Origin of the sequence: Chlorogloeopsis fritschii PCC 6912 (genome assembly GCF_000317285.1) — a bacterium.
In the GTDB taxonomy this organism is placed as follows: Bacteria; Cyanobacteriota; Cyanobacteriia; order Cyanobacteriales; family Nostocaceae; genus Chlorogloeopsis; species Chlorogloeopsis fritschii.
In genome coordinates this window covers 260,342-281,105 of record NZ_AJLN01000100.1, presented here as the reverse complement: position 1 = coordinate 281,105, position 20,764 = coordinate 260,342, and the positions used below count along the sequence as shown (strand labels likewise).

Annotated in this window: 17 protein-coding genes; 3 read left to right on the top strand and 14 right to left on the bottom strand. The window is 41.5% G+C overall.

The window, feature by feature from the left end; all coding sequences use genetic code 11:
- Positions 1–39: 39 nt before the first annotated feature.
- From UYC_RS0120660 to UYC_RS0120615, 8 genes are all read right to left on the bottom strand, one after another.
- On the bottom strand, positions 40–2,460 hold the full coding sequence (locus UYC_RS0120660; protein WP_016875407.1) for a sucrose synthase: 2,421 nt from the start codon (positions 2,458–2,460) through the stop codon (positions 40–42).
- Between the two features lie 495 nt (positions 2,461–2,955).
- Positions 2,956–5,430, bottom strand: coding sequence for a PAS domain-containing hybrid sensor histidine kinase/response regulator (locus tag UYC_RS0120655; protein ID WP_016875408.1), 2,475 nt, complete (start codon positions 5,428–5,430; stop codon positions 2,956–2,958).
- A gap of 22 nt (positions 5,431–5,452) precedes the next feature.
- Positions 5,453–6,970, bottom strand: a complete 1,518-nt coding sequence (locus UYC_RS0120650; RefSeq protein WP_016875409.1) for a PAS domain-containing protein — start codon at positions 6,968–6,970, stop codon at positions 5,453–5,455.
- Positions 6,971–8,289: 1,319 nt separating this feature from the next.
- Positions 8,290–9,834, bottom strand: a complete 1,545-nt coding sequence (gene purH / locus UYC_RS0120645; RefSeq protein ID WP_016875410.1) for a bifunctional phosphoribosylaminoimidazolecarboxamide formyltransferase/IMP cyclohydrolase — start codon at positions 9,832–9,834, stop codon at positions 8,290–8,292.
- Between the two features lie 284 nt (positions 9,835–10,118).
- On the bottom strand, positions 10,119–10,568 hold the full coding sequence (locus UYC_RS0120635) for an HNH endonuclease (protein WP_026087504.1): 450 nt from the start codon (positions 10,566–10,568) through the stop codon (positions 10,119–10,121).
- An 11-nt stretch (positions 10,569–10,579) separates the two neighbouring features.
- Entirely contained in the window at positions 10,580–10,858 is a 279-nt protein-coding gene (locus UYC_RS0120630) for a hypothetical protein (protein WP_016875413.1), read from the bottom strand.
- 87 nt (positions 10,859–10,945) lie between these two features.
- Positions 10,946–11,422 (bottom strand): PH domain-containing protein, encoded by a 477-nt coding sequence (locus UYC_RS36715; RefSeq protein ID WP_081588145.1) that lies wholly within the window; start codon positions 11,420–11,422, stop codon positions 10,946–10,948.
- 123 nt (positions 11,423–11,545) lie between these two features.
- Positions 11,546–12,265, bottom strand: coding sequence for a histidine phosphatase family protein (locus tag UYC_RS0120615; RefSeq protein WP_235082969.1), 720 nt, complete (start codon positions 12,263–12,265; stop codon positions 11,546–11,548).
- A 219-nt stretch (positions 12,266–12,484) separates the two neighbouring features.
- Between UYC_RS0120615 and UYC_RS0120610 the strand changes: the two genes are divergently transcribed.
- Positions 12,485–13,309, top strand: a complete 825-nt coding sequence (locus UYC_RS0120610; RefSeq protein ID WP_016875417.1) for a DUF3800 domain-containing protein — start codon at positions 12,485–12,487, stop codon at positions 13,307–13,309.
- A 317-nt stretch (positions 13,310–13,626) separates the two neighbouring features.
- Here UYC_RS0120610 and UYC_RS40385 read toward each other — a convergent pair whose 3' ends face one another.
- The 3 genes from UYC_RS40385 to cax form a co-directional block, all read right to left on the bottom strand.
- Positions 13,627–13,722, bottom strand: coding sequence for a DUF6887 family protein (locus UYC_RS40385; protein ID WP_392407301.1), 96 nt, complete (start codon positions 13,720–13,722; stop codon positions 13,627–13,629).
- A gap of 56 nt (positions 13,723–13,778) precedes the next feature.
- Positions 13,779–14,219, bottom strand: a complete 441-nt coding sequence (gene cynS / locus UYC_RS0120605; RefSeq protein WP_016875418.1) for a cyanase — start codon at positions 14,217–14,219, stop codon at positions 13,779–13,781.
- A 380-nt stretch (positions 14,220–14,599) separates the two neighbouring features.
- Complete coding sequence (cax, locus tag UYC_RS0120600; protein ID WP_016875419.1) at positions 14,600–15,691, bottom strand: calcium/proton exchanger; 1,092 nt, start codon at positions 15,689–15,691, stop codon at positions 14,600–14,602.
- A 565-nt stretch (positions 15,692–16,256) separates the two neighbouring features.
- On the opposite strand from cax, the gene UYC_RS0120595 reads away from it, so the two are divergent.
- Complete coding sequence (locus tag UYC_RS0120595) at positions 16,257–19,004, top strand: DUF3536 domain-containing protein (protein ID WP_016875420.1); 2,748 nt, start codon at positions 16,257–16,259, stop codon at positions 19,002–19,004.
- A 62-nt stretch (positions 19,005–19,066) separates the two neighbouring features.
- On the opposite strand, the gene UYC_RS0120590 is transcribed toward UYC_RS0120595, so the two are convergent.
- From UYC_RS0120590 to UYC_RS37970, 3 genes are all read right to left on the bottom strand, one after another.
- The gene (locus tag UYC_RS0120590) at positions 19,067–19,345 is read right to left on the bottom strand and encodes a helix-turn-helix domain-containing protein (protein WP_016875421.1); all 279 of its coding nucleotides are present in this window, start codon (positions 19,343–19,345) and stop codon (positions 19,067–19,069) included.
- Positions 19,346–19,654: 309 nt separating this feature from the next.
- On the bottom strand, positions 19,655–20,128 hold the full coding sequence (locus UYC_RS0120585) for a hypothetical protein (protein WP_016875422.1): 474 nt from the start codon (positions 20,126–20,128) through the stop codon (positions 19,655–19,657).
- Between the two features lie 26 nt (positions 20,129–20,154).
- Complete coding sequence (locus UYC_RS37970) at positions 20,155–20,298, bottom strand: hypothetical protein (RefSeq protein WP_157171260.1); 144 nt, start codon at positions 20,296–20,298, stop codon at positions 20,155–20,157.
- 80 nt (positions 20,299–20,378) lie between these two features.
- Here UYC_RS37970 and UYC_RS0120580 point away from each other — a divergent pair, with 80 nt between their 5' ends.
- Positions 20,379–20,756 (top strand): hypothetical protein, encoded by a 378-nt coding sequence (locus UYC_RS0120580; protein ID WP_016875423.1) that lies wholly within the window; start codon positions 20,379–20,381, stop codon positions 20,754–20,756.
- Positions 20,757–20,764: the final 8 nt, after the last annotated feature.

The window sequence follows — 20,764 nt, the reverse complement described above, 5'->3', positions numbered from 1 at the left end:
CAAATGACAAATGACTAATGACTAATAACTAATGACTAACTACCGATACTGGTGTTGCTCTAATAATTGTTGCGCTCTTGGCTTATAAATTAAATAGAACAAAGCCTCAATATAACGCAACAAGTCTTCTCGATTTTCTTTGGAAGTAAAGTTCCAGAAAGCGTAAATTCGTGCTAAAGATAGCAGCTTATTCGTATGAATTTTCCAGGTATAAGTGCTGTAAACTCTATCAATAGCTCGCCCAGAAACTTGATACCAGTAATCTGGTTTCTGTTCGCATTTCTGGACAAAATCTAGAATTTTTGCGCCTGTCTCGTCTAAATTGGTAGGATTGATGTAAAAGCCATTTATCCTATCTTGAATAATTTCTAAAGGCCCGCCAAACTGTGTTGCAAAAGTAGGTAATCCGGAAATCATTGCCTCTAAAATAGTCAAACCAAACGCTTCAAATAAAGCGGGTTGAACAAAAATACCTTGATGCTCGGCAATGATACGGTAAATTTCTCCAGAGTCTATTTTCGACAAACGTACACCCAACCAGCGAATTTTGCCTTGAAGATTGTACTCTTCAATAATTCGGTAAAGTTTGACTATTTCTTCGCGTTCTTCATTGTCTCCTGATTCTTCAACGCGCAATTTCCCCGCCACTAAAATTAAGTTGCAATGCTCTTGTAATTCTTTATTTTGACCAAAGCATTCAGCTAACCCCGTGAGATTTTTGATGCGATCAAGACGTGCCATTGAGAAGAGAGGACGTTTGCTGGGATCGTCAAGCTTACCAAATACTTGAGTCGGATCTTCTAATGTAAACAGCATTTCTTCAATGCGTTGGCGATCGCTTTCGACTCGATCTTGAGTATGGGTGTAGGGAAAAAAGTAATTTTCATTCACTCCTGGCGGCACAACATTGAACTTAGGACTAAATAGTTCAATACCATTTACCACATGATACAAATCCGGCATAGTGAAGCATTTATAGGATTCGTACTGTCCTACACTATCCGGCGTACCGACAATTTCTTGGTAAGTGCTGCTGATGATGAAATTAGCAGCATTCATCGCCAGCAAATCAGCGGTAAACTGTAATGAAAAATGATATTTATCCTCTAAATCGTTCCAGTAGAGGTTACTGAACAAATATTTAGTCTTTTCAAAAGCGTGGGCAATATTGCACTGCGTTACACCCAAGCGACGTGACAACAAAAATGCCACCAAATTACCATCAGAATAGTTACCAACAATTAAATCTGGTCTACCCTGAAATTCTGCCATCAATTCTTTTTCGGCATCAATGGCATAAGTTTCTAAATAAGGCCAAATTTCAAACCGCGACATCCAATTTTGAGTCATGTTGGGATTGAACTCCCGCAGTGGCACGCGCAAAATCCAGGCATTTTCTGTACCGTAGACTTTTTCTAAACGTTGATTGCACAGAGTGCCATCACTATTGGGGATCAAGCGGGTGAGAATAATCACCTTTGGTTCAACATTCAGTCCCTCTAAACCTGCTTGGATAGAGTCTTCTTGGAGCTGCTTTTCTAAGCTTTTTGCCTGATCGAGCAGGTAAACAACTTGTCCACCAGTATCGGGACGTCCTAAAACTCCCTCTTGCCCAAACCAACCGTGGGGAGATACCAAAACGATTCTAAAAATGATCGGAATGCGGGAAATAAATGCTTCTAGGGTTTGGTGATCGGGAGAGTCGATTAATTGATCGAGCATCTCTAGGGTTTCTTGCACGCGGGCGGCGGTATTACCCCAACCAGGTTCAAACCCCATTGTTTGTAAGTGGAAGCGTAATTCTTCGTAGGGTTCATCACTAGGACGATTGCTCACAAATGCGATCGCGCTTTTGACTTGCTCGGAAAGTTGCTTTTGAGATTTAATGCGATTGTTGATCAAAAGTTGGACGCCATTATATTGATGCAAGCTTAAGAACTCAAACAAGCTTTGCAGCCATTGCTTGGGATCTTGGAGAAGTTTGCTAGAAAGGTAACGATTGAGAAACTGTACTCCCTTACCAATATTTTTCGGATCGCGAATCATTGGGGAGTAGTCGTAGAATGGGCCAAAATCCAATTCCAACAAATCGCCTTCATTGGGATGGAATCTATTGACGAAGCGATCGCGCAGATCTAAAAGTTCTTGGACTGTCATTGGTTCTACACTCAAATCTGCCGTGAGCCGATAAACTTCTTGGCTAGCAATTTTGGGGCGGATAATCAAACAAAAGCTAGACTCATCTTGAATAATTTCCTGGGTGTAGTAAAGTAATTTACCTAAATGCGATGAAGTGTAAAATTGCTCCGGTTTTTGATAATGAGAGCAATAATCGCGATATACATTTTGAATGTCATTGCGTAACAAATATTTTTTATCTTGATGACGTAAATCGCTCAGAAATGAACGTAAATCAAGTTTTTCTTCACTGTTGAGGACTGCTTGAATTAATTCAGACATGGAAATCTACCAAAAGATATTGGAGCTTTGATGTTGAATTTACCTTAGAACGAGAAGAGATTTACGAGTTTTGGCATAACAAAGTTCTTAACTTCTAGCGTTTTTCAAATTTCATATCTTGCACTACTAATGACAGCCACCAGGCGGCAGCCTACAAACCCTCGTTACCAGGTTTAACCTGGTAACGAGAACTAGAGCCTCTGGCTCTTCCTGAAAGAAATGGAACAAGTGCAGATAAATGCAATTGAAGAACTCAGAATTCAAAACGTAGGAGTCAGAATATTGATTATTTCTGGCTTATGTACGCTGATTTTCAACCAAAAGTCATAAATTCTTATCCATTCCTCTTAATCTCATTTCCTTTCTAGGCCTATCTTAATTTCTGACCCTTTGTACTCTAACTAAAGGCATACGTTGACTGGATATTAGGTATCAGTTATCCTTCACTGTTTACTGATTACTGTTCCCTGTCCCCTATCCCCTGTTCCCTGTCCCCTATCCCCTGTCCCCTATCCCCTTTAATAGACTGACAATTGCCTCAATCAACACCTTTGGTTCCACAGGTTTAGCAATATGCAACCGAAAACCTGCGGCGATCGCCTGCTGCTGATTATACTCTCCAGCATAAGCAGTCAGGGCAATTGCAGGTATTTGTCCTCCCAGTTCTGATGGCAAAGCCCGCACCTGACGCATTAACATATAGCCATCTACATCTGGCATACCAATATCAGCAAGCATAATATCCGGTAGTTTTTGCCGCAAAGCTGCAAGCGCTTCATTAGCTGATGGTGTAATGGTGACATCAGCTCCTGCATCCTTTAATATCCTGGCTAACAATTCCCGTACATCTGCTTCATCATCTACAACTAAAATGCGCAGCCCACTTAAACTCATCTGCGCTTGAGTTGGCTCTTTTTCTCTAATTTCTTCACACTCAGCCGTCACAAATGGCAAAGTTACTGTAAATGTTGCCCCTAAATTCTCTCCAAGACTTTCTGCTTTTACCGAACCACCGTGTAGCTTAGTCAAATAATGAACAATTGATAACCCTAATCCCAGTCCACCATATCTTCTGGTTGTAGAGTTGCTTTCTTGAGAAAAGCGTTTAAAAACATGAGGGAGAAAGTCAGGGCTGATACCTTTACCTGTATCACTAACTTGAATTTGGGCGTAAGAGTCAAAATACTCTAGCTTGATTGTAATTTTTCCTTCTTCTGGGGTGAACTTTACCGCATTGGAAAGCAAATTCCAAACTATCTGTTGTAAGCGACTAGGATCTCCTTTCATTTTGTGGGGAGTGTAGTCCAAAAAGGTTTGAATTTGAATTGCTTTAGCTTGGGCTGTGGAACGTATTGTTTCCAGTGCGCCTTGAATCACGAAAACCAAATTGACAGATCTAACATTTAAAGTCATTTTGCCCTGGATTATAGAAGATACATCCAGTAAATCGTCGATCAACTGAGTCTGTAACTTAGCGTTGCGCTCAATCGTTTCTAAGGCATAGTCGGTTGTTGTGGCATCAAAGTTCTTTAACCGCAAAATTTGTGCCCAAGCAAGGATGGGAGTGAGGGGAGAGCGGAGTTCATGGGAGAGAATAGCCAGAAATTCGTCTTTAATTCGACTAGCTGCTTCTGCTGCTTCTTTTGCTTGCTGTAATTCCAATTCTGCTTGTCTGCGAGTGGTAATATCTCGACAAACACAGAGAACAGTTTTAACGGAACCATCCTCAGCAAATTCAGGTACAATCCGAGACGACCAATATCTCATTCCCGTAGCAGAGGGAAACTCCGAATCGTAGAATAGTTCCTGTTTGGTTTCAAAAACTTCTTGCAGTGCTTGATGCCAAGGATTGACAATCGCTTCGGGAAAACCTAGTTCCAATAGGGTTTTACCAATCCATTCAGCTACTGGAATACCCATCTCTAACTCTACACGAGGATTGACATATCTAAAACAAAGGTTTCGATCAAATCGAGAAATCATATCTGGGGCATTTTCAGCCAGTGCTCGAAATTCTTGTTCTCGTTGCCGAAGCGCTTCCTCTGCACGTTTGATATGTGTGATGTCGTGAGTAAGGGCAAGAATTTGCTGGATATTTCCCTGACTGTCGAGTAGGGGTACATATTTCACAATAAAAGTGATTGGCTCGTATTTCTGGCATTCAAAGAAAGTGATTGTACATTCTCCAGTCTCCAATTTTCCGGTTTCGACAGTTTTTAGTAACAAGGGTAAATAGGCATTGGTAACTTCAGGAGGAAAAACTTCTTCATCCCGATGCCCAATAAATTGTTCTAGAGTTCTCCCGCTTAGTTGTAATACTTTGGCATTGACAAACTGAAATCGACGTTGAGCATCATAAAGCATGAATACTTCTGGGAGATTTTCCACTGCCAGTCGAAATCTTGCTTCCGAAAGACGTAATGCTTCCTCTACCTGCTTGCGATCGCTAATATCCTTGGTAAAGCACCGACTGTAAATGAAGCGATCGTCTTCCCACAATACATTAGAGTTGATTAAAACATCTTTAATCGAGCCATCCTTGCACCTCAGCCTAGCTTCATAGTCAATCAAAGTTTCCTTCGCTGTTAATCTTTTGAGGATATCCTCTATGACGGGTTGATTGGCATGGAAAGTAGCAATGTGCTGCCCAATGTACTCTTGATGAGAGTAACCAAGCAAGTCCAATTCAGCTTGATTTGCCCACAAGATGGTTCCGTTTGATGATACACAATGTATGCCAATGGGTGCATTTTCAATAAAATCAGCAAGTTCCTGCTCTTGACGACGTAATTCTTCTTCTAGGTGCCTGCGATCGCTGATATCAAATGATGTTCCTATCAGTTTAATAACTTGCCCCTGCTCGTTAAATACAGGCTCTCCGCGAGAATCGAGATATCGAATTGAACCATCCGGGCGCAAAATTCGCATATCAAAGCCATAAGGAATCCCTTGTGCGATCGCTCGCTCCACAAATTGTTGCAGAATTTCTCGATCATTCTGGATAAACCCTCTCTAGCAATTCGGCATAGCTCGGTTCGCTTTGGGTTGGCTCAAATCCCCAGTGCTGGAACGTAGTTTCTGACCAAATAATTTTTTGGCTGGCTAGATCGAATTCCCAACTACCGACTTGGGCAACTTTTTGAGCCATTGCTAAATGAGCTTCACTCTGGTGCAGAGCTTCCTGTGCTTGCTTCTGGGCAGTAATATCTAACCCTACACCTGTCATCCGAATTGGTTTACCATTTTCATCGCGGTAGACGCGCGCCTTGGATGCCAGCCAATGAACTGTGCCATCTGCCCAAATAGTTCGGTACTCAACGTTATAGTCATTCTCGCCTGCGATCGCCTGCTGCACTGCCCGTTCAACTCCCTCGCGATCGTCTAGATACACAGCATTAAGGAAAATCTCATAAGTCATCTTGGTATCAGCAGTTAGCCCCAGCATAGCTTGGCTGCCATCTGAGCATATAATCTGCCCAGAGACAAGATCCCAATCCCACATTGCCAAACCAGCCCCTTCTATAGCCAAGCGTAATCGCTCTTCACTTTCTCGTAACATTACTTCGATACGCTTGCGTTCGGTAATATCACGTAAAAAAACATTCAACCCATCTTCAGATGGATAAGCGTGGATTTCCAACCAAGTATTGAGAGGTTGACAAGGAACTTCAAAATGGACTGGTACTTGCTCGGCAACAGCACGGTGATATTCTTGTTCTATTTGCGTTCCAGCCAGCCAATGCCAGTGTTCCCAATGATTTTTGCCAACAATCTCGTTGGGCGTTTGTCCGTTTTTCCTAGCAGCTTTTTGATTGATGTATACGATTCGCCAGTCTTTGTCTAATGCGATAAAGGAATCCGTAATACTTTCGAGGATAGAGTGAAGCTTGCCAGGTGTTACTTCGCTAAGTAACCGTAACTGTCGCTCGTACTCTGTAGTTGATTGAGGAAGTTGGGCGACTCTTTCTACTTGTGCCGAGGCTTCGGTGCGTTTGCGTTCTTCTTCACGGGCACAAGCATTGGCGGCAGTTTGAGTTGTTTCGATACAGGCAATAAAAATACCTCCTACCAAGCCGTTGTCATCACGGATCGGACTGCAGGAGAAGTTTAGATATACTTCTTCTATATATCCGTTGCGCATGACAAACAGTTGCATATTTTCTAAGAAAGCACCCTCTCCTGTATCTATGACTTTTTGAAGCAAGGGCACGATCCCAGACCAAAATTCCGGCCATGCCTGGGGAATTTTTTGTCCAAGGGCGTGGGGATGTTTATCTCCAAGCAAAGGTATGAAAGCATCGTTGTAGAATTGGAGCAACTCACAACCCCAAGCAATAACCACAGGGTAATGGGAATTGAGTAAAATACCGACAGATGTACGCAAGCTTTGCGACCAGTTTTCCACAGAACCAAGGGAAGTGCTTGCCCAGTCAAAGTTACACATCAAGGTACCCATCTGTCCACCGCCGGCAAATGTGCCTTCAAGGAAATTTGCTTGCTTTTGGGTCATTTCAAGCGCTCCTGATTGGACAAGAATATAATTGGGTGTAATACCATGATTTTTTGGAATATTTGATTGTTATGGCGTTAATCTTTAAAATACGTAAAGAAAACCAGACAAAATCAAACATTTTTAAGCCAATTAGGCAGATTTTGAGCTATTAGTTGTGACTCCTCGTGGTCAAGGGAAATATGAAATAGGACATTTCAAACATCCTCTTAGACTTTCCCATAGAGGTAATATTTAATTCTCTAATCTTAATATCTTTACATAGAAAGCTTATACCAATTTGAAAAAAGAATGCGACAAATAGACATTGTAGAGAGGTGCCATAACACGTCTCTACATCAGGATGTGTTGCAAACATTTTATGAATCGGTATTATTCTCAAGATGTTATTGCATCTATCAAAAGATACAAATACTAAAACTAGGCTAAATATGCTGCTTAAGCTTGCGTATTCTGGGTTCTAATAAAAAAGTTATATGTTATTGATTGGTAATTAGTATGAATAAATTTTCACTAATTACTTGTTGCAACAATAATTCATCTAACTTATATGACTATTACTATAAATTTAAACATAGATAAATTTAATTCAAGTTTCCTATTATACAAACAAAATAACTAGTTTAACTACTTATAATTGCAGCATAAACTATTAGAAGATAAGGTTGATTAAAATGACTGACCATACTCACAATACAGTAGAAGACCACAGTGTAGGTAACATAATTATTATTTCCCTTCTCGCCTTGTGTGGTTTGACATTCATTTTTCTGTTAGGAATTTTTTAGTTAGGAATCAACGATTTTGTATTGGCTAAACTCTTTATCAAACAGCAGTCCAGACATTTCAAACCGTGGGCTGCTGTTTCATTTTGAAGATAAGTATCAAAGTGGAACTATTTTTGTTGAAATTAACTCTGAGCTTCAAGCCAGATTGAAAAAGCAAAAAGCGCTCAGGAGTGTTGCCGTGTTTCCACCCTCAGCGCTTTTTGATTTACACTTGCTCCTCACACACAACTAAAAGATATCACTGCTTTTATGGCATTACAAGTACTTAATATGAAGATTCTGTAAATTATATAAATTCTAAATTAAAAAGCGCTTAAGAGTGTTGCCGTGTTTCCACTCCAAGCGCTTTTCGTTTCAAACTTGCTCCTCACACAATAAAAGAGTAGCATCGGCTCTAAATCTCTACTTTCAGATTAGTGACACTTTCGCGAGTGTACTAAGTAGGGACTAGGGGCTAGAAAATTAAAAATTTTTACTTTTTGATTTTTAATTGATCTGTCCCCGTGTCCTCTTCTTCCCCCTACACTCTATTTAATGCAAAAAGTGACGCACGCCTGTGAATACCATAACTAAACCCAGCTCGTTTGCAGCTTGAATAGAATCTTGATCTCGCAAGCTTCCACCTGGTTGAACGATCGCCGTGATTCCGGCAGCAGCAGCTGTTTTGACGGAATCATCAAAGGGGAAAAATCCATCACTGGCAAGAAAGGCTCCTTTGGCTTTTTCTTGGGCTTGTTCAAGGGCTATTTTTACTGAACCAACACGGTTCATTTGCCCTGCACCCACACCTAAGGTTGTGCGATCGCTACTCACAACAATGGCATTCGATTTGACGTGTTTGCAAACTTTCCACGCAAATAGCAATTCTTCTAATTCGGTTGGGGTGGGTTGACGTTCGGTAACGACTTGCCATTTACTAGTGTTGGCAACAATGTCATCTGAAGCTTGAACGAGAAAACCGCCTGCTAACACCTTGACGGTATCTTTAGGGCCGCTACTCAAATCTGGTAAGATTAATACCCGCACTTTTGATTTGGCTGCCAGAATTTCTTTAGCATCCTCTTCGCATCCTGGGGCAACTACACATTCTAAGAATGTCTTTGTTAATTCAGTTGCAGTAGCGCTATCGATGGGATGGTTGAGTGCAACAATGCCACCAAAGGCAGACACGGGATCGGCATTCAATGCTTTTTGATAAGCTTCTAAAATAGTGTTTCCTAGCGCCGTGCCACAGGGATTAGTGTGTTTGATAATAGTTGCTGCGGGAGTGTCGGTGAATTCTGCAATAATCCGACGGGCTGCTTCTAAATCAACTAAGTTATTGTAACTAAGTTCTTTGCCTTGGAGTTTGGTAGCGGCTGCCCATCCGCTTGGAGTTGTGCCAGTTTGATACCAAGCCGCACTTTGATGGGGATTTTCCCCATAACGCAGAGATTGCAGTTGTTGTCCGGCAAGCATAAACTGTGACGGTAGCGTTGATTCTGAAGCAGACTGCTCGCTCAAATAAGATGCGATCGCTTGATCGTAACTAGAAGTATGCAAAAATCCTTTCAACGCACACTTTTGTCGAAATGCCAGCGAAGTTTCGCCGCCATGTTGCCTTAATTCTTCTAAATATTCGCCATATTGGGCGGGATCGCACAATACTGTTAGATGAGCAAAGTTTTTCGATGCTGCTCTCAGCATAGCAGGGCCGCCAATATCAATTTGTTCAATTGCCTCAGCTAAAGTCACACCCTCTTTAGCAATAGTAGCTTCAAAAGGATAGAGATTCACTACCACTAAATCAAGCGGACGAATTTGGTTATTTTCCAAATCTGTCATGTCTTGGGGCATATCTCTTCGCGCTAAAATACCGCCGTGAATGCGAGGATGCAGTGTTTTGACTCGCCCACCTAATATTTCGGGAGAGCCTGTGTAATCGGCAACTTTTGTAACTGGTAATCCTGCATCTTTCAGAGTTTGGGCAGTGCCACCACTACTGATAATTTCAAAGTCAAATTCTTCTACCAATCTCCGGGCAAGGTCAATTAAACCTGTTTTATTAGATACACTCAATAGTGCCAGACGCGCCATAATTCCCCAGCTTTTTTAATCAAGATCATCAAGAGCAGATGATTATTGTATAAAACTTGGTGGGAAGGAAGCGCAAAACTTTTAAGACTGGCTTGAAATTGGGCGTTGCTGATTCAAAGTATGAATTTGTCTCACGCGGAGGAGCCAGTGCGGTGGACGGGTTCCCCGGCATAAAGCACCTGGCGTCAAGTGGCGTCCGCAAAGTCGCAGAGAGTAAGAGTTTTAAATGCCTAATTTTTAAATTTCATACCTCTATGTCAGCAATGCCCGAAATTATTGTTATTTTAGTTTTTGAGAGACTTTAGTAACTGTATGGGACGTACATTTCTCACATTTAGATAAAGCTTTGGATGGTGGATTAACATATAGTGCTCATATTCGTACCAATGCATTTCCCCTTTTTCTTTGTTACATCTTTGGCAAATAACCCATAAGTTCTTGAATTCCATTGCCAACCAAGGATATTGCGATCGGGGTAACTTGTGATCGATTGTTTTACCATCCCTTAGAGAGTATTTTTCCTCACAGATTGGGCACAACCAATCTGAATTTTCTTTCACCCAGTCTTTACTCTCTTGAGTTGTTCCACACTCACTATCACCATTGATGTAACGCCACTTGTCAAATTTTCGATAATCTTCAAAATCTTGACGAGTTAGTTTGTGATATCGCTTTTTACCAATTTTGTCTGCGAGTTTAAATAATTCCTCAAGCTCTTTGTCTTCTAAATTCACAGTATCTCTCACTAAAATTTAACAGTTCGATATGACTTTTGATTGCGTTTCTTTCGAGAGTTATTGCTATTTTTTTTACTGAAGTCAATAACTTCTATTTCAGTGTCAGGAAACTGCCTATCTATCTCTTCCGCAATCTCATTAACTTCTTGAGCTAACTTTTGATTAAATTCTTCTCTTTCTTGAGCAGTTAGATATTTATTCCCAATGCGATCAGCTTCTATAAATAATTCTTCAAGTGTTAAATCCTCAAATGGATATCTGTCTACAATCTCTTCAATTTGTAACACTCACCGCTTACCCTGACACTAAGCGAGTGATTTAGGTTCCTAAAGATATACGATCGCGTCTTGTCCGTTAACAGGTAGGATTTTTAATTAAGCGATCGCTTCCTCAACAGCTTCTACTAACTGTTCAGGATTTTCAGGTGTGATGAGGACGCTTTTTTCTGTTACACGCTCGATCAGTACAAAGTTGTCGAGTTGTGAAATATAGAACTCTAAAAAACCTCGACGATACGTCCACAGCCAGCCGAAGCCGCCCCACAATCCTCCCACACCGATACGCATAGCCCAGCCAAACTCCTGTTGAAAAGCATCGTTGCTGATAATGCGGATACTGGATACATCTTGCATGGGGATCTTGCGCCGCCGGCCAGGAAACACAATCTCCACATAGTTGCGGTAAACTACAAAGCAAGATGGTCGGCACCATAACCATACAACCCCATAAAGAGTTATGAGGAATAGAAATACGATGCCTGCAATTAGCTGCCGCGATACAAGCGCAAATATGCCAAAGAAAAGTGGCAATGCCCAGAGTGCGATCGTCAGCCCTCTGATCAAAGGCGACATTGGTGCAAGTTTAAAGTAGCGACTCAAGCGAAAAATCTCTCTAAAGCGTGTATTATAAGTTCATTATATTATGCAGTTATTTATGTATATTTACTGAAAAAATTGCTTGGATAAGTCTATAATCTAACAATCGCTTTTTATCTTACCAATTGGCTGATGTAACACTTTCAATTCTCCAGTTTCTATCGAACTAAGTTGTCTGTGACTCTGAGGGTTTTGATTTAAATATCCAGAGATGAGAATTTGAGCAACATCACCGTGAGTGACAAAAATTATTTGCTTCCCTTTGTATAGACTGTCAATTTCTCTCACCGCAGACGTTACACGTTCTAAAACTTCATAGGTGCTTTCAACACACCACTTTTTATGACACGGATTCTGGTAGTCTTCTAGCCAAACTTTTTGATAATTAATGTTTTCTGTGAGTTCCCATTCACCAAAAAAACGTTCTCGCAGACGACTATCGTAATAAATTTCCTGAGCTAAGATAATTTCTGCAACCAACAATGAAGTTTGAACTGTTCTCAGAAATGGAGAGCTATAGATGATATATTCACTTTCAGTATGGGTAGCTGTAATTAATCGGTAAATACTATCTTTAATTTCTTGAATACCTTTTGCTGAAAGGCCATAATTTGTGATGCCATTCTTAATATCGCTGACAATTAATCTTTGCTCGTTAGCTTCACTATGTCCATGCCGAAGAATGTATAGAGTATTGGAGGAATTGTGTATACTTCCTAGATGGTTGTACATCCTCCAATTTAAGCAAGTAATACAACCTTCATGGTTGAGAGAATTGTTGCTGTCATTGGCATTAATATCATGAAAAGTATTGTTCACATTACTTCTTAACTGAAATCTATTTATACCTATTCGCTGTATTGTAACTGCTGAACGAGTTGGTTTTCAAAATAGGAAACAATAGAGCGATTAATTGGTTAGAGTTTGTGAGTTGCGAGATTCAGCCAATGCTCTAGAAGATAAAGCAATGGCGCGATTAGAGGCTATAATCTCAGTTTGACGTAAAATATGTCAAACATATTTATTTTTTTCGGGTGCATGTCAGAAGAAATCAAATTTCGTCATTATTTTGTAGACGAAGCAGGTGATACTACATTTTTCGATAAAAAGGGACGCATAATCGTAGGTCAACCTGGAGCATCTAAATTCTTCATGCTTGGTGTTGCTCAAATTGGTAATCCAGAACAAGTTACCTGGGAACTGAATACACTACGCGCCAGCTTGATGACTAATCCTCGCTTCAAAAACATTCCCTCTATGCAACCGGAAGTGAAAAAGACGGCGATTACCTTCCATGCAAAAGATGATCATCCCAAAATTCGTGAAAAGGTTTTTGAACTTATCCAGTATTTTGATATCAAAGTTTTCATTGCAATTCGGAGTAAAGCTGAGATCGCAGAATCAGCAAAAGCCGACTTTAAACGCTTAGGCAGAAAGTTAGAACAGAACGCAATTTATGACGATCTCATAACACGGATATTCAAAAATCTGTTGCATAAAGCAGACATTATCCAAATTGCTATTGCTAGACGCGGTAAGGCAGTACGCGAAGAAGCATTAGAACAAGCTATTAATCAAGCTCAGAAAAACTTTGAGTCTAAATGGAAAATTAGTTCAAATAGCTCGATCATCATTGAGCCTTGCTATCCATCTGAAGTTGCTGGTTTACAAGTCATTGATTATTACCTGTGGGCTGTGCAGCGATGCTATGAGCGCAATGATGACCAGTTTTTTCTGCCCCTTGCTAATAAATATAGACTCATCATGGATTTGGACGATAAGCGCAACAAGCCTTATGGAGAGTGGTACTGCGATCGCAACCCATTAACACTTGAAAAATTAAAAGGGGCTAGGTCTAAGTAGGATTACTACTCGGACACACGGCATGAAGCCGACGTTCGCCCCTCTACATACTATTGTACAGTATATAAATCCAACTATTAAAAATTTCTATTATAGCGATTTCATCACTTAGTGTGCTGGCAAACTTGGAGAATTTGCTCGCTAGAGTTTATAAAAAGGAGTAATTCCACGCAATGCCATCACTTACTGTGCGACGCTCTTGTTTATTCAGTTCGATGAAGTTTTCCTCTCAGGAGAGTTTCTACCTCATTCTCTGGATTCTCAAGCTCGAAAGGATAAGGTTGCTGTGTTGCGGGATCGCGACGACTCATCGAAACTTACAATGCCGCCCGAAATGCTTCCTCGTCATTTCTATGTTCTGAAATAAACCGCTTTAACTCAGTATTAGTCATCTGGTTTAGGTTCTGAATCATAGAACATCGCACTCCACCAACCTTCAGGCAGCACTTTCAAAAATCAAGTTAGAATTTTACCACTTTTTATATGGTAAAAATTTGCCAGACATAATAACTTTGATGCGATCGCCTTTTGGATCTTCTTCTTTCTCTACATCCAAAGTAAAATCAATTGCACTCATGATCCCATCGCCAAATTTTTCGTGAATTACCGCTTTCAAAGGCATTCCATATACTTGCATAATTTCATAAAATCGATAGATGAGGGGATCGGTTGGCACAACCGGGCCTAATCCTTTGATAGGATATTGAGTCAACTCCTCAATATAATTTGCATCTAGCCCTAACGCTTCAACTAGTAACTTTGCCTCTTGGGGTGAAGCGCTTGCTTGACGGTAGATGACAGCTGCAATCCATACCTCATCACGTCCTAGAATCTTTTCTAAATCAGCAAAAGAAAGTCCTTTTTCTTTTTTAGATGCTAAAAGCTTTTGAGTGATTTCGGGAATAGACATTGAAAACCTCAGAAAGTGATAGTTGTAATGAAAGCAACTGACTAACCTTTGCAAGAAGTTTACTGGTTCGTTGTGGTGTAATGCAAGTTTTCTCAAGCGCCAGCATTAGAATTAAAAGGCAGGCTCATAACCACTATCAAATCTTAGTATCATATCAAGTTCGGCTAATCAATTACGATTAAAATTTCTCCGCGTCTTTTTGTCTCCGTGTCCCCGCGTCAGCCTTAATGATAAGTCTTTAAGCGGACACAATGTCATCCTGCAACTCAAGCTATTAAGTTCATCAACGATGTCGGGGCTGTCAAAATCTTTGCAGTAGAATACTCTATATACGCAAAGACGCCCTATGGGCGTCTACAGCACTTTCTAGTTAATTTCTACTATCCCATGCCATCAACCACTGGATGGAAGTAAAAAGCAAATCCCAAAACTGTGTAGGCAGCTAACAATAAAGTACCTTCTAGCCAGTTTGATTTGCCATCAGAACTAATGGTGTTGGCAATCAAAACCGAGACAGCTACAGCAACTAATTCAAAGGGATTAAAATCCAAATCCATCGGTTGTCCGAGCAATCGCCCCGCAATCACTAACACAGGTGCGACAAACAAGGCAATCTGCATACTCGATCCCACTGCAACCGAAAGAGAAAGATCCATCTTATCTTTCATTGCCACGGTGACGGCTGTGGCGTGTTCAGCAGCATTACCTATGATCGGCACGAGGATCACCCCTGTAAACAATGCTGTCAAACCGAGTTGGGAGGTGGCAACTTCCAAAGAATCCACGAGTAATTCTGACTCGAATGCCACCAGAAGTGTACATACTAACAATACCCCAACCCATAACAAAACATTGGGTTTTTCATGAGAAGTTTCTAGAGCCTCTGTTTCTGCTACTCCCACTTCGTAAAGATAAGAATGGGTTTTCATAGAAAACAGCAGAGTCAAGGCATAGACGAGAATTAATACTACAGCCACTGCTAAGGACAAATTTTGCAGTGTTTTTTCATCAATTCCTGGCGAAGTAAAATCCATCGCTGTTGGCAACAAAATAGCAACCACAGCTAAATTCATTGCAGCAGCATTCATTCGTGCCACAATCGGCTGAAATGTCTGCTCTTTGTAACGCAGTCCCCCCAACAGCATCGCTAGTCCCATTACCAGTAGTAAGTTACCTATAATCGAACCGGTAATACTAGCTTTGACTACATTCACATATCCAGCTTTTAAGGCAACTAGAGCAATAATTAATTCTGTTGCATTACCAAAGGTAGCATTTAAGAATCCCCCTAGTGTAGGGCCAACTACTACAGCTATTTCTTCTGTGGCTGTACCCATCCAAGCTGCCAAGGGTAGAATTGCTAACCCAGCTGTGATGAAAACTATTAAATCTCCCCATTCTAAAAAGTGAGCCGCCAAGGAAATGGGGATAAACAGTAACAAAATTAAAAAGAGAAGATTTTTACCTGACATTTGCCATTTCAATTTGAGGGTATCAGTCACAGATGTATCTACAACCAAAAGCCCAAAGCTGTTGGCTGTTAACTATGGACAACCTTAACGCAGAATTTCAAAAATTCAATAGGTGAGTCTGATTGCAGACTCCAGAATACTCTTAAATAGGGGTTTAGTTATTCAAAAATTTTCTTATTTCAGTATTGACAGCAAGGTTTATAAAATTAGGTTGCTTTTTACTGAGCATTTGTAACTTTTTGTTATAAAAGTTTTTAATTTTCCGGAGATGTTACACCATCAAATATGCTTAATATATTAAAAGACAATTAAATTTTGTAGCACTGCCAATGAAAAACTCATTCAATTATGGACTTTTTCAATGGCTTGTTCCTGCCTAGTTTCGGGGAAAAAGGCTGCTTGTTAATCTAGACTATCTCCAATACTCAGATAGCTTTTTTTCCAATTTGCATCTGTTCTTATAGATTTTATCTAAGCTAACATTTGTAGGATGCCGCTATAAAAGGTAGATGGATCGTTCTTTGTCGGCACAACTGCAAGTATTCTTGATTTTGGATAACACTACATGACTTCTGCTGCTGAACTGCCAGCCGGTGCTGGCGCAAATTTGACATCGCAAGAAAATACTAAACCCACGAAAATGCCTGAAAACAGGAAACTGGCTACGGGTGTTTACGTCACTGTACACGGCCATTTTTACCAGCCACCACGGGAAAATCCTTATTTGGATGCGATTGAGCGCCAAGGAGGAGCAGCACCTTTCCATGACTGGAATGAGCGAATTCACCACGAGTGCTATCGCCCTAATGCCTTTGCTAGGGTGTTAAACGATCGAGGAGAAGTACTGGGGATCGTAAATAATTACGAGTATTTGAGCTTTAATATCGGCCCAACATTGATGTCATGGTTAGAGCGCCACGATGTCGAAGTTTATCAGCGAATCTTGGAGGCAGATCGCAAAAGTTGCGATCGCTTGAATGGACATGGCAATGCGATCGCGCAAGTATACAACCACATCATCATGCCTCTTGCTAACGAGCGTGATAAATACACGCAGATTCGCTGGGGCAAAGCAGACTTCCGATCCCGATTTGGACGCGATCCCGAAGGAATGTGGTTGGCGGAAACTGCTGTAGACTACCCAACTCTAGAAGCTTTAGTCAAAGAAGGCATTCGCTTTATTGTTCTGGCTCCTTCGCAAGCCCAGCGCTGCCGCCTCCTACCTACCCATGAAAATCCTCATCCAGAATGGCACGAAGTTGGTGGTAGTCAAATTGATCCCACACGCCCCTATCGTTGCTATCTCAAATCTACACTTAGCACTGCATCCTCACCGTTGAGTGCGGTTTCTTTGTCTCCTAGAGATGAAGACACGGAAAATGATGGGAGCTGCGCATCCAGCGATCCCGAATCTCTGCCTTACATTGATATATTCTTCTATGATGGCCCGATCTCGCGCGACATGGGATTTAGCGACGTCTTATTCAATTCCCATCACTTAATGGGGCGGGTTGGTGCAGCAGTACGCGGGGATCATCGCCCCGCCCAATTAATTTCTGTGGCAACAGATGGAGAAACCTTTGGACACCACAAGGGAGGAACCGAAAAAACTTTAGCTTACGCTTTTATAGAAGAGTTTCCCCGTCAGGGCTGGGAAGTTACGAATTTTGCCCACTATCTGAGCTTAAATCCTCCCACTTGGGAAGTGGAATTAAAACCAGTCACTGCTTGGAGTTGCGCCCACGGTGTTGATAGATGGCAAGATAACTGCGGTTGCGGTGGCGGCGGCGAGTGGCATCAACTATGGCGTCGCCCGTTAAGAAATACTTTAAATTGGCTGCGGGATCAACTTATAGAAGTATATGAAGAACATGGCAAACTGTTTTTTAACGATCCCTGGCAAGCACGAGATGAATATATAGAAGTAATTCGCGATCGCTCTCCTGCCAATGTTCACCGCTTCCTCTATCGCCATCAAAACCACAAATTATCGGATGCAGAACGAGTAGATGCTTTGCGCTTATTGGAAATGCAGCGTCACGCGTTACTGATGTTTACTAGTTGCGGCTGGTTTTTTGAAGAAATCTCACGCCCAGAAGGAACGCAGATTCTACGTTATGCGGCTCGTGCCTTGGAACTAGCAGGAGATGTGGCAGGAGTGCAATTAGAAAAAGGTTTTCTCAAGCGCCTCACTCTTGCTCCCAGTAATGTCGATCTGTTCAAACACGGTGGCGAAGTATATCGCCAACTAGTGATGACTTCGCAGATTACCTTTAAGCAAGTTGCTGCCCACTATGCGATCGCTTCATTATTTAACAATCACAAAGCCGAAACCCGTAATGGAGTAGCGGCAAACAATGGTGCCGCAAAACATCACCACCTCTATCAAAAGCGCGTCTATTGCTACAATCTTCACGAGCAAGATTACCAGCTACAACGCTTGGGATCGTTAACAATGGCAATAGGTCATTTGAAACTGGTGTCAGAAATTACATGGGAAAGCGAACATTTGGTGTTTGCAGTTCTACATTTAGGAGGGTGGGATTTTCACTGTTGCATTCAACCATTTCAGGGAAGACGTGCTTACAGTCAACTCAAAGAAAAACTGTTAGCGTCTATGCAACAAGCTAGTGCAGCTCGCACGATTGCAGTCATGATGCAGTTGTTTGGGGATCAGGCATTTGGCCTAGAAAATCTCTTTGCTGAGGAACGTTACCGCCTGATGCAACTGCTCAGTCAGGAAACTCTGTCTCGTTTAGATCAGCTTTACACACAAACATATCGAGACAATTATGGTGTGTTAATGGCGTTCCACCGGGATGGGCTAGAAGCACCGCAAGAGTTGCAGGTAGCAGCAGAAATTGCCTTGGGTTATCGATGTATGACAACATTGCGATCGCTAGAGCAAGAGCTAACCGAACTGCAATTAAGCATGAATTATATAGTGGAATTAGAAGCGATCGCGAACGAAGCAAAACATTTGCGCTGTCGGTTGAATAACCTCCAAGGCAAGCAGATGCTAGAGCAGATCATTTTGCGATTGCTTTGGCAACTGTTACACGATGCTAACGGTACCTTTGATGCAGATTTGTTGCGGTTGGAAAGGTTGATTGATGTAGCGTATCAGCTAAATATCGGCATTTCCTTAGCTCGCTCTCAAGAACTTTATTGGAATTGTCTGCAAAATCAAATTCCATCCCAGTACAACTTGGAAATTGGAAAAAATGAGGATTTAACTAGATGCCGTCAATTGTTGAAGTTAGGGCAGAAGTTAGGCGTTGATGTTGGTTGTTATTTGAATCAGTTGGGTTGATATTTTCTTAAATTGGGCTGACGCCTGTAGGCGTTAGCCTTTCGATAGGAGTAGTCGGAGATTTATATCAAATTGTCCTTGAACTGGAGATACAGACAGGTATGGATGGGGATCGCAACCCCACCCAACCCGTAAAGAATTTTCCTCCCAATCATTAGCACACTGAATTCTTTACCAAGATTAAAGGGTGGATCGGCATAGTAGTAGCGCCCAAGTTTGCGAGCTATAATCTGACCATTCTTAATTAAGTCGTGAACTCGCTGACGGGTTACACTAAGTAGCTTTGCAGTTTGGGCTACAGAGAGTAGTTCAGGATTGTCATTTGAACTGGAGTCTGTCATAAGATAAGCTGAAGGTTGCTTTGATCCCAAAAATCAGTTTTCCCTATATTGCACCCTCAAGCGTAACTCAAGTCCTGCAAGATCAGCACAACAAAAAGCATACGCCAGTAAGCTAAGACTGACTTGGAGCAGATTGACAAAAGAACTTGGTGAGCTTGCAAAGGTTATTTGCCCTCACTTAACTCTGCAATGAACTTAAAGAGCATGGCGAACAGCTATACAGTTCAGTTCGCCATTTACAACTGATTGTATTATCCCAATCCGGCCATAAGATTTTTGTACCCGTAGTGATACTGTTTTAACGTACCGTTAAACAGGTTGAGGTTGTTTTTGACAGAAAAGATAATCGCAATATACTGCCCAAGCAGCTCCAAATAAACCTGTCAGAGAACCTGCGATCGCTGCTCCAACTGCCCACCCCATCGGCCCAAGCCAGTCTGTAATTTCACATAATACAGCGGTGCTAACTTTAGAAACAACATAAGCTGTACCTGCTGCTGCTACCGTTACTAAACCTAATTCTGCCAGCATTTCTATGACATTTTTATCTGATAAATCTTCTTGAAAATAGATTTTCCAGATCGAAGTGTACATGGCAATATCGGAGGCAGTTAAAACTACCTGTTTTGGAACTTCGATGCCAGGGGTTGGCGCTGCTGAAGCACCACCACTACCGATCGCGCAAGTGGCGATCGCTAAAGCAACTTCTAATCTTTTTTTGCCCAGGCTACTCACAATATTATCTCCTGCGACTATTGCGGAGGTTTTGAGGGTTGCATTCATACATCAACCCTTGACAATCATTTTCCCTAACTAGGGTAGACTATTTTTTGAGAGGGCTTGTAGTTAAGAAGCCAATTTTGAAACTCATTATTATTGTTTTCATAGGCGATCGCTCGTGCAGTGTTAGCGACGGTTGGTTTTGAGCGATGGCAGCCGAAGCGATCGCTCACCCTTTCAGGTGATGTCGTCGATATTTTCTGAACGATATCTTAAAAGCATCTAGAGTTAATGAACTCTGGAGGCTAATTTTATGAAAAAAATGATTATGGCTAGTGTAGTAGCTTTAGCTACTACTACTGGATTACTTGTCAGCAATCAACCAGCCCAAGCTCATCGGCGTTACTCTTATTATCACCCGTATCCTATATATCCATTGAGATACTGCCATCCGGTTACTCGATGGTTTGTTGATGAAGATCCTGCCTATCATCCTCAAGCTTATGCTGATGGTTACCGTCAAGGAAGTCAGAGAGCTAAACAAGGAAAGGCTTACAAACCACGTACTGCTGGGGGCGAATTTGCTCGTGGTTTTGATGATGGGTTTTACCGAAGGGAATTTGCTGGGCAAAAACAAATCGTTCCTAATGTATATAAGCCATACACCAGCACAAACTGTGGTTGGTTTTGATTCTTCTT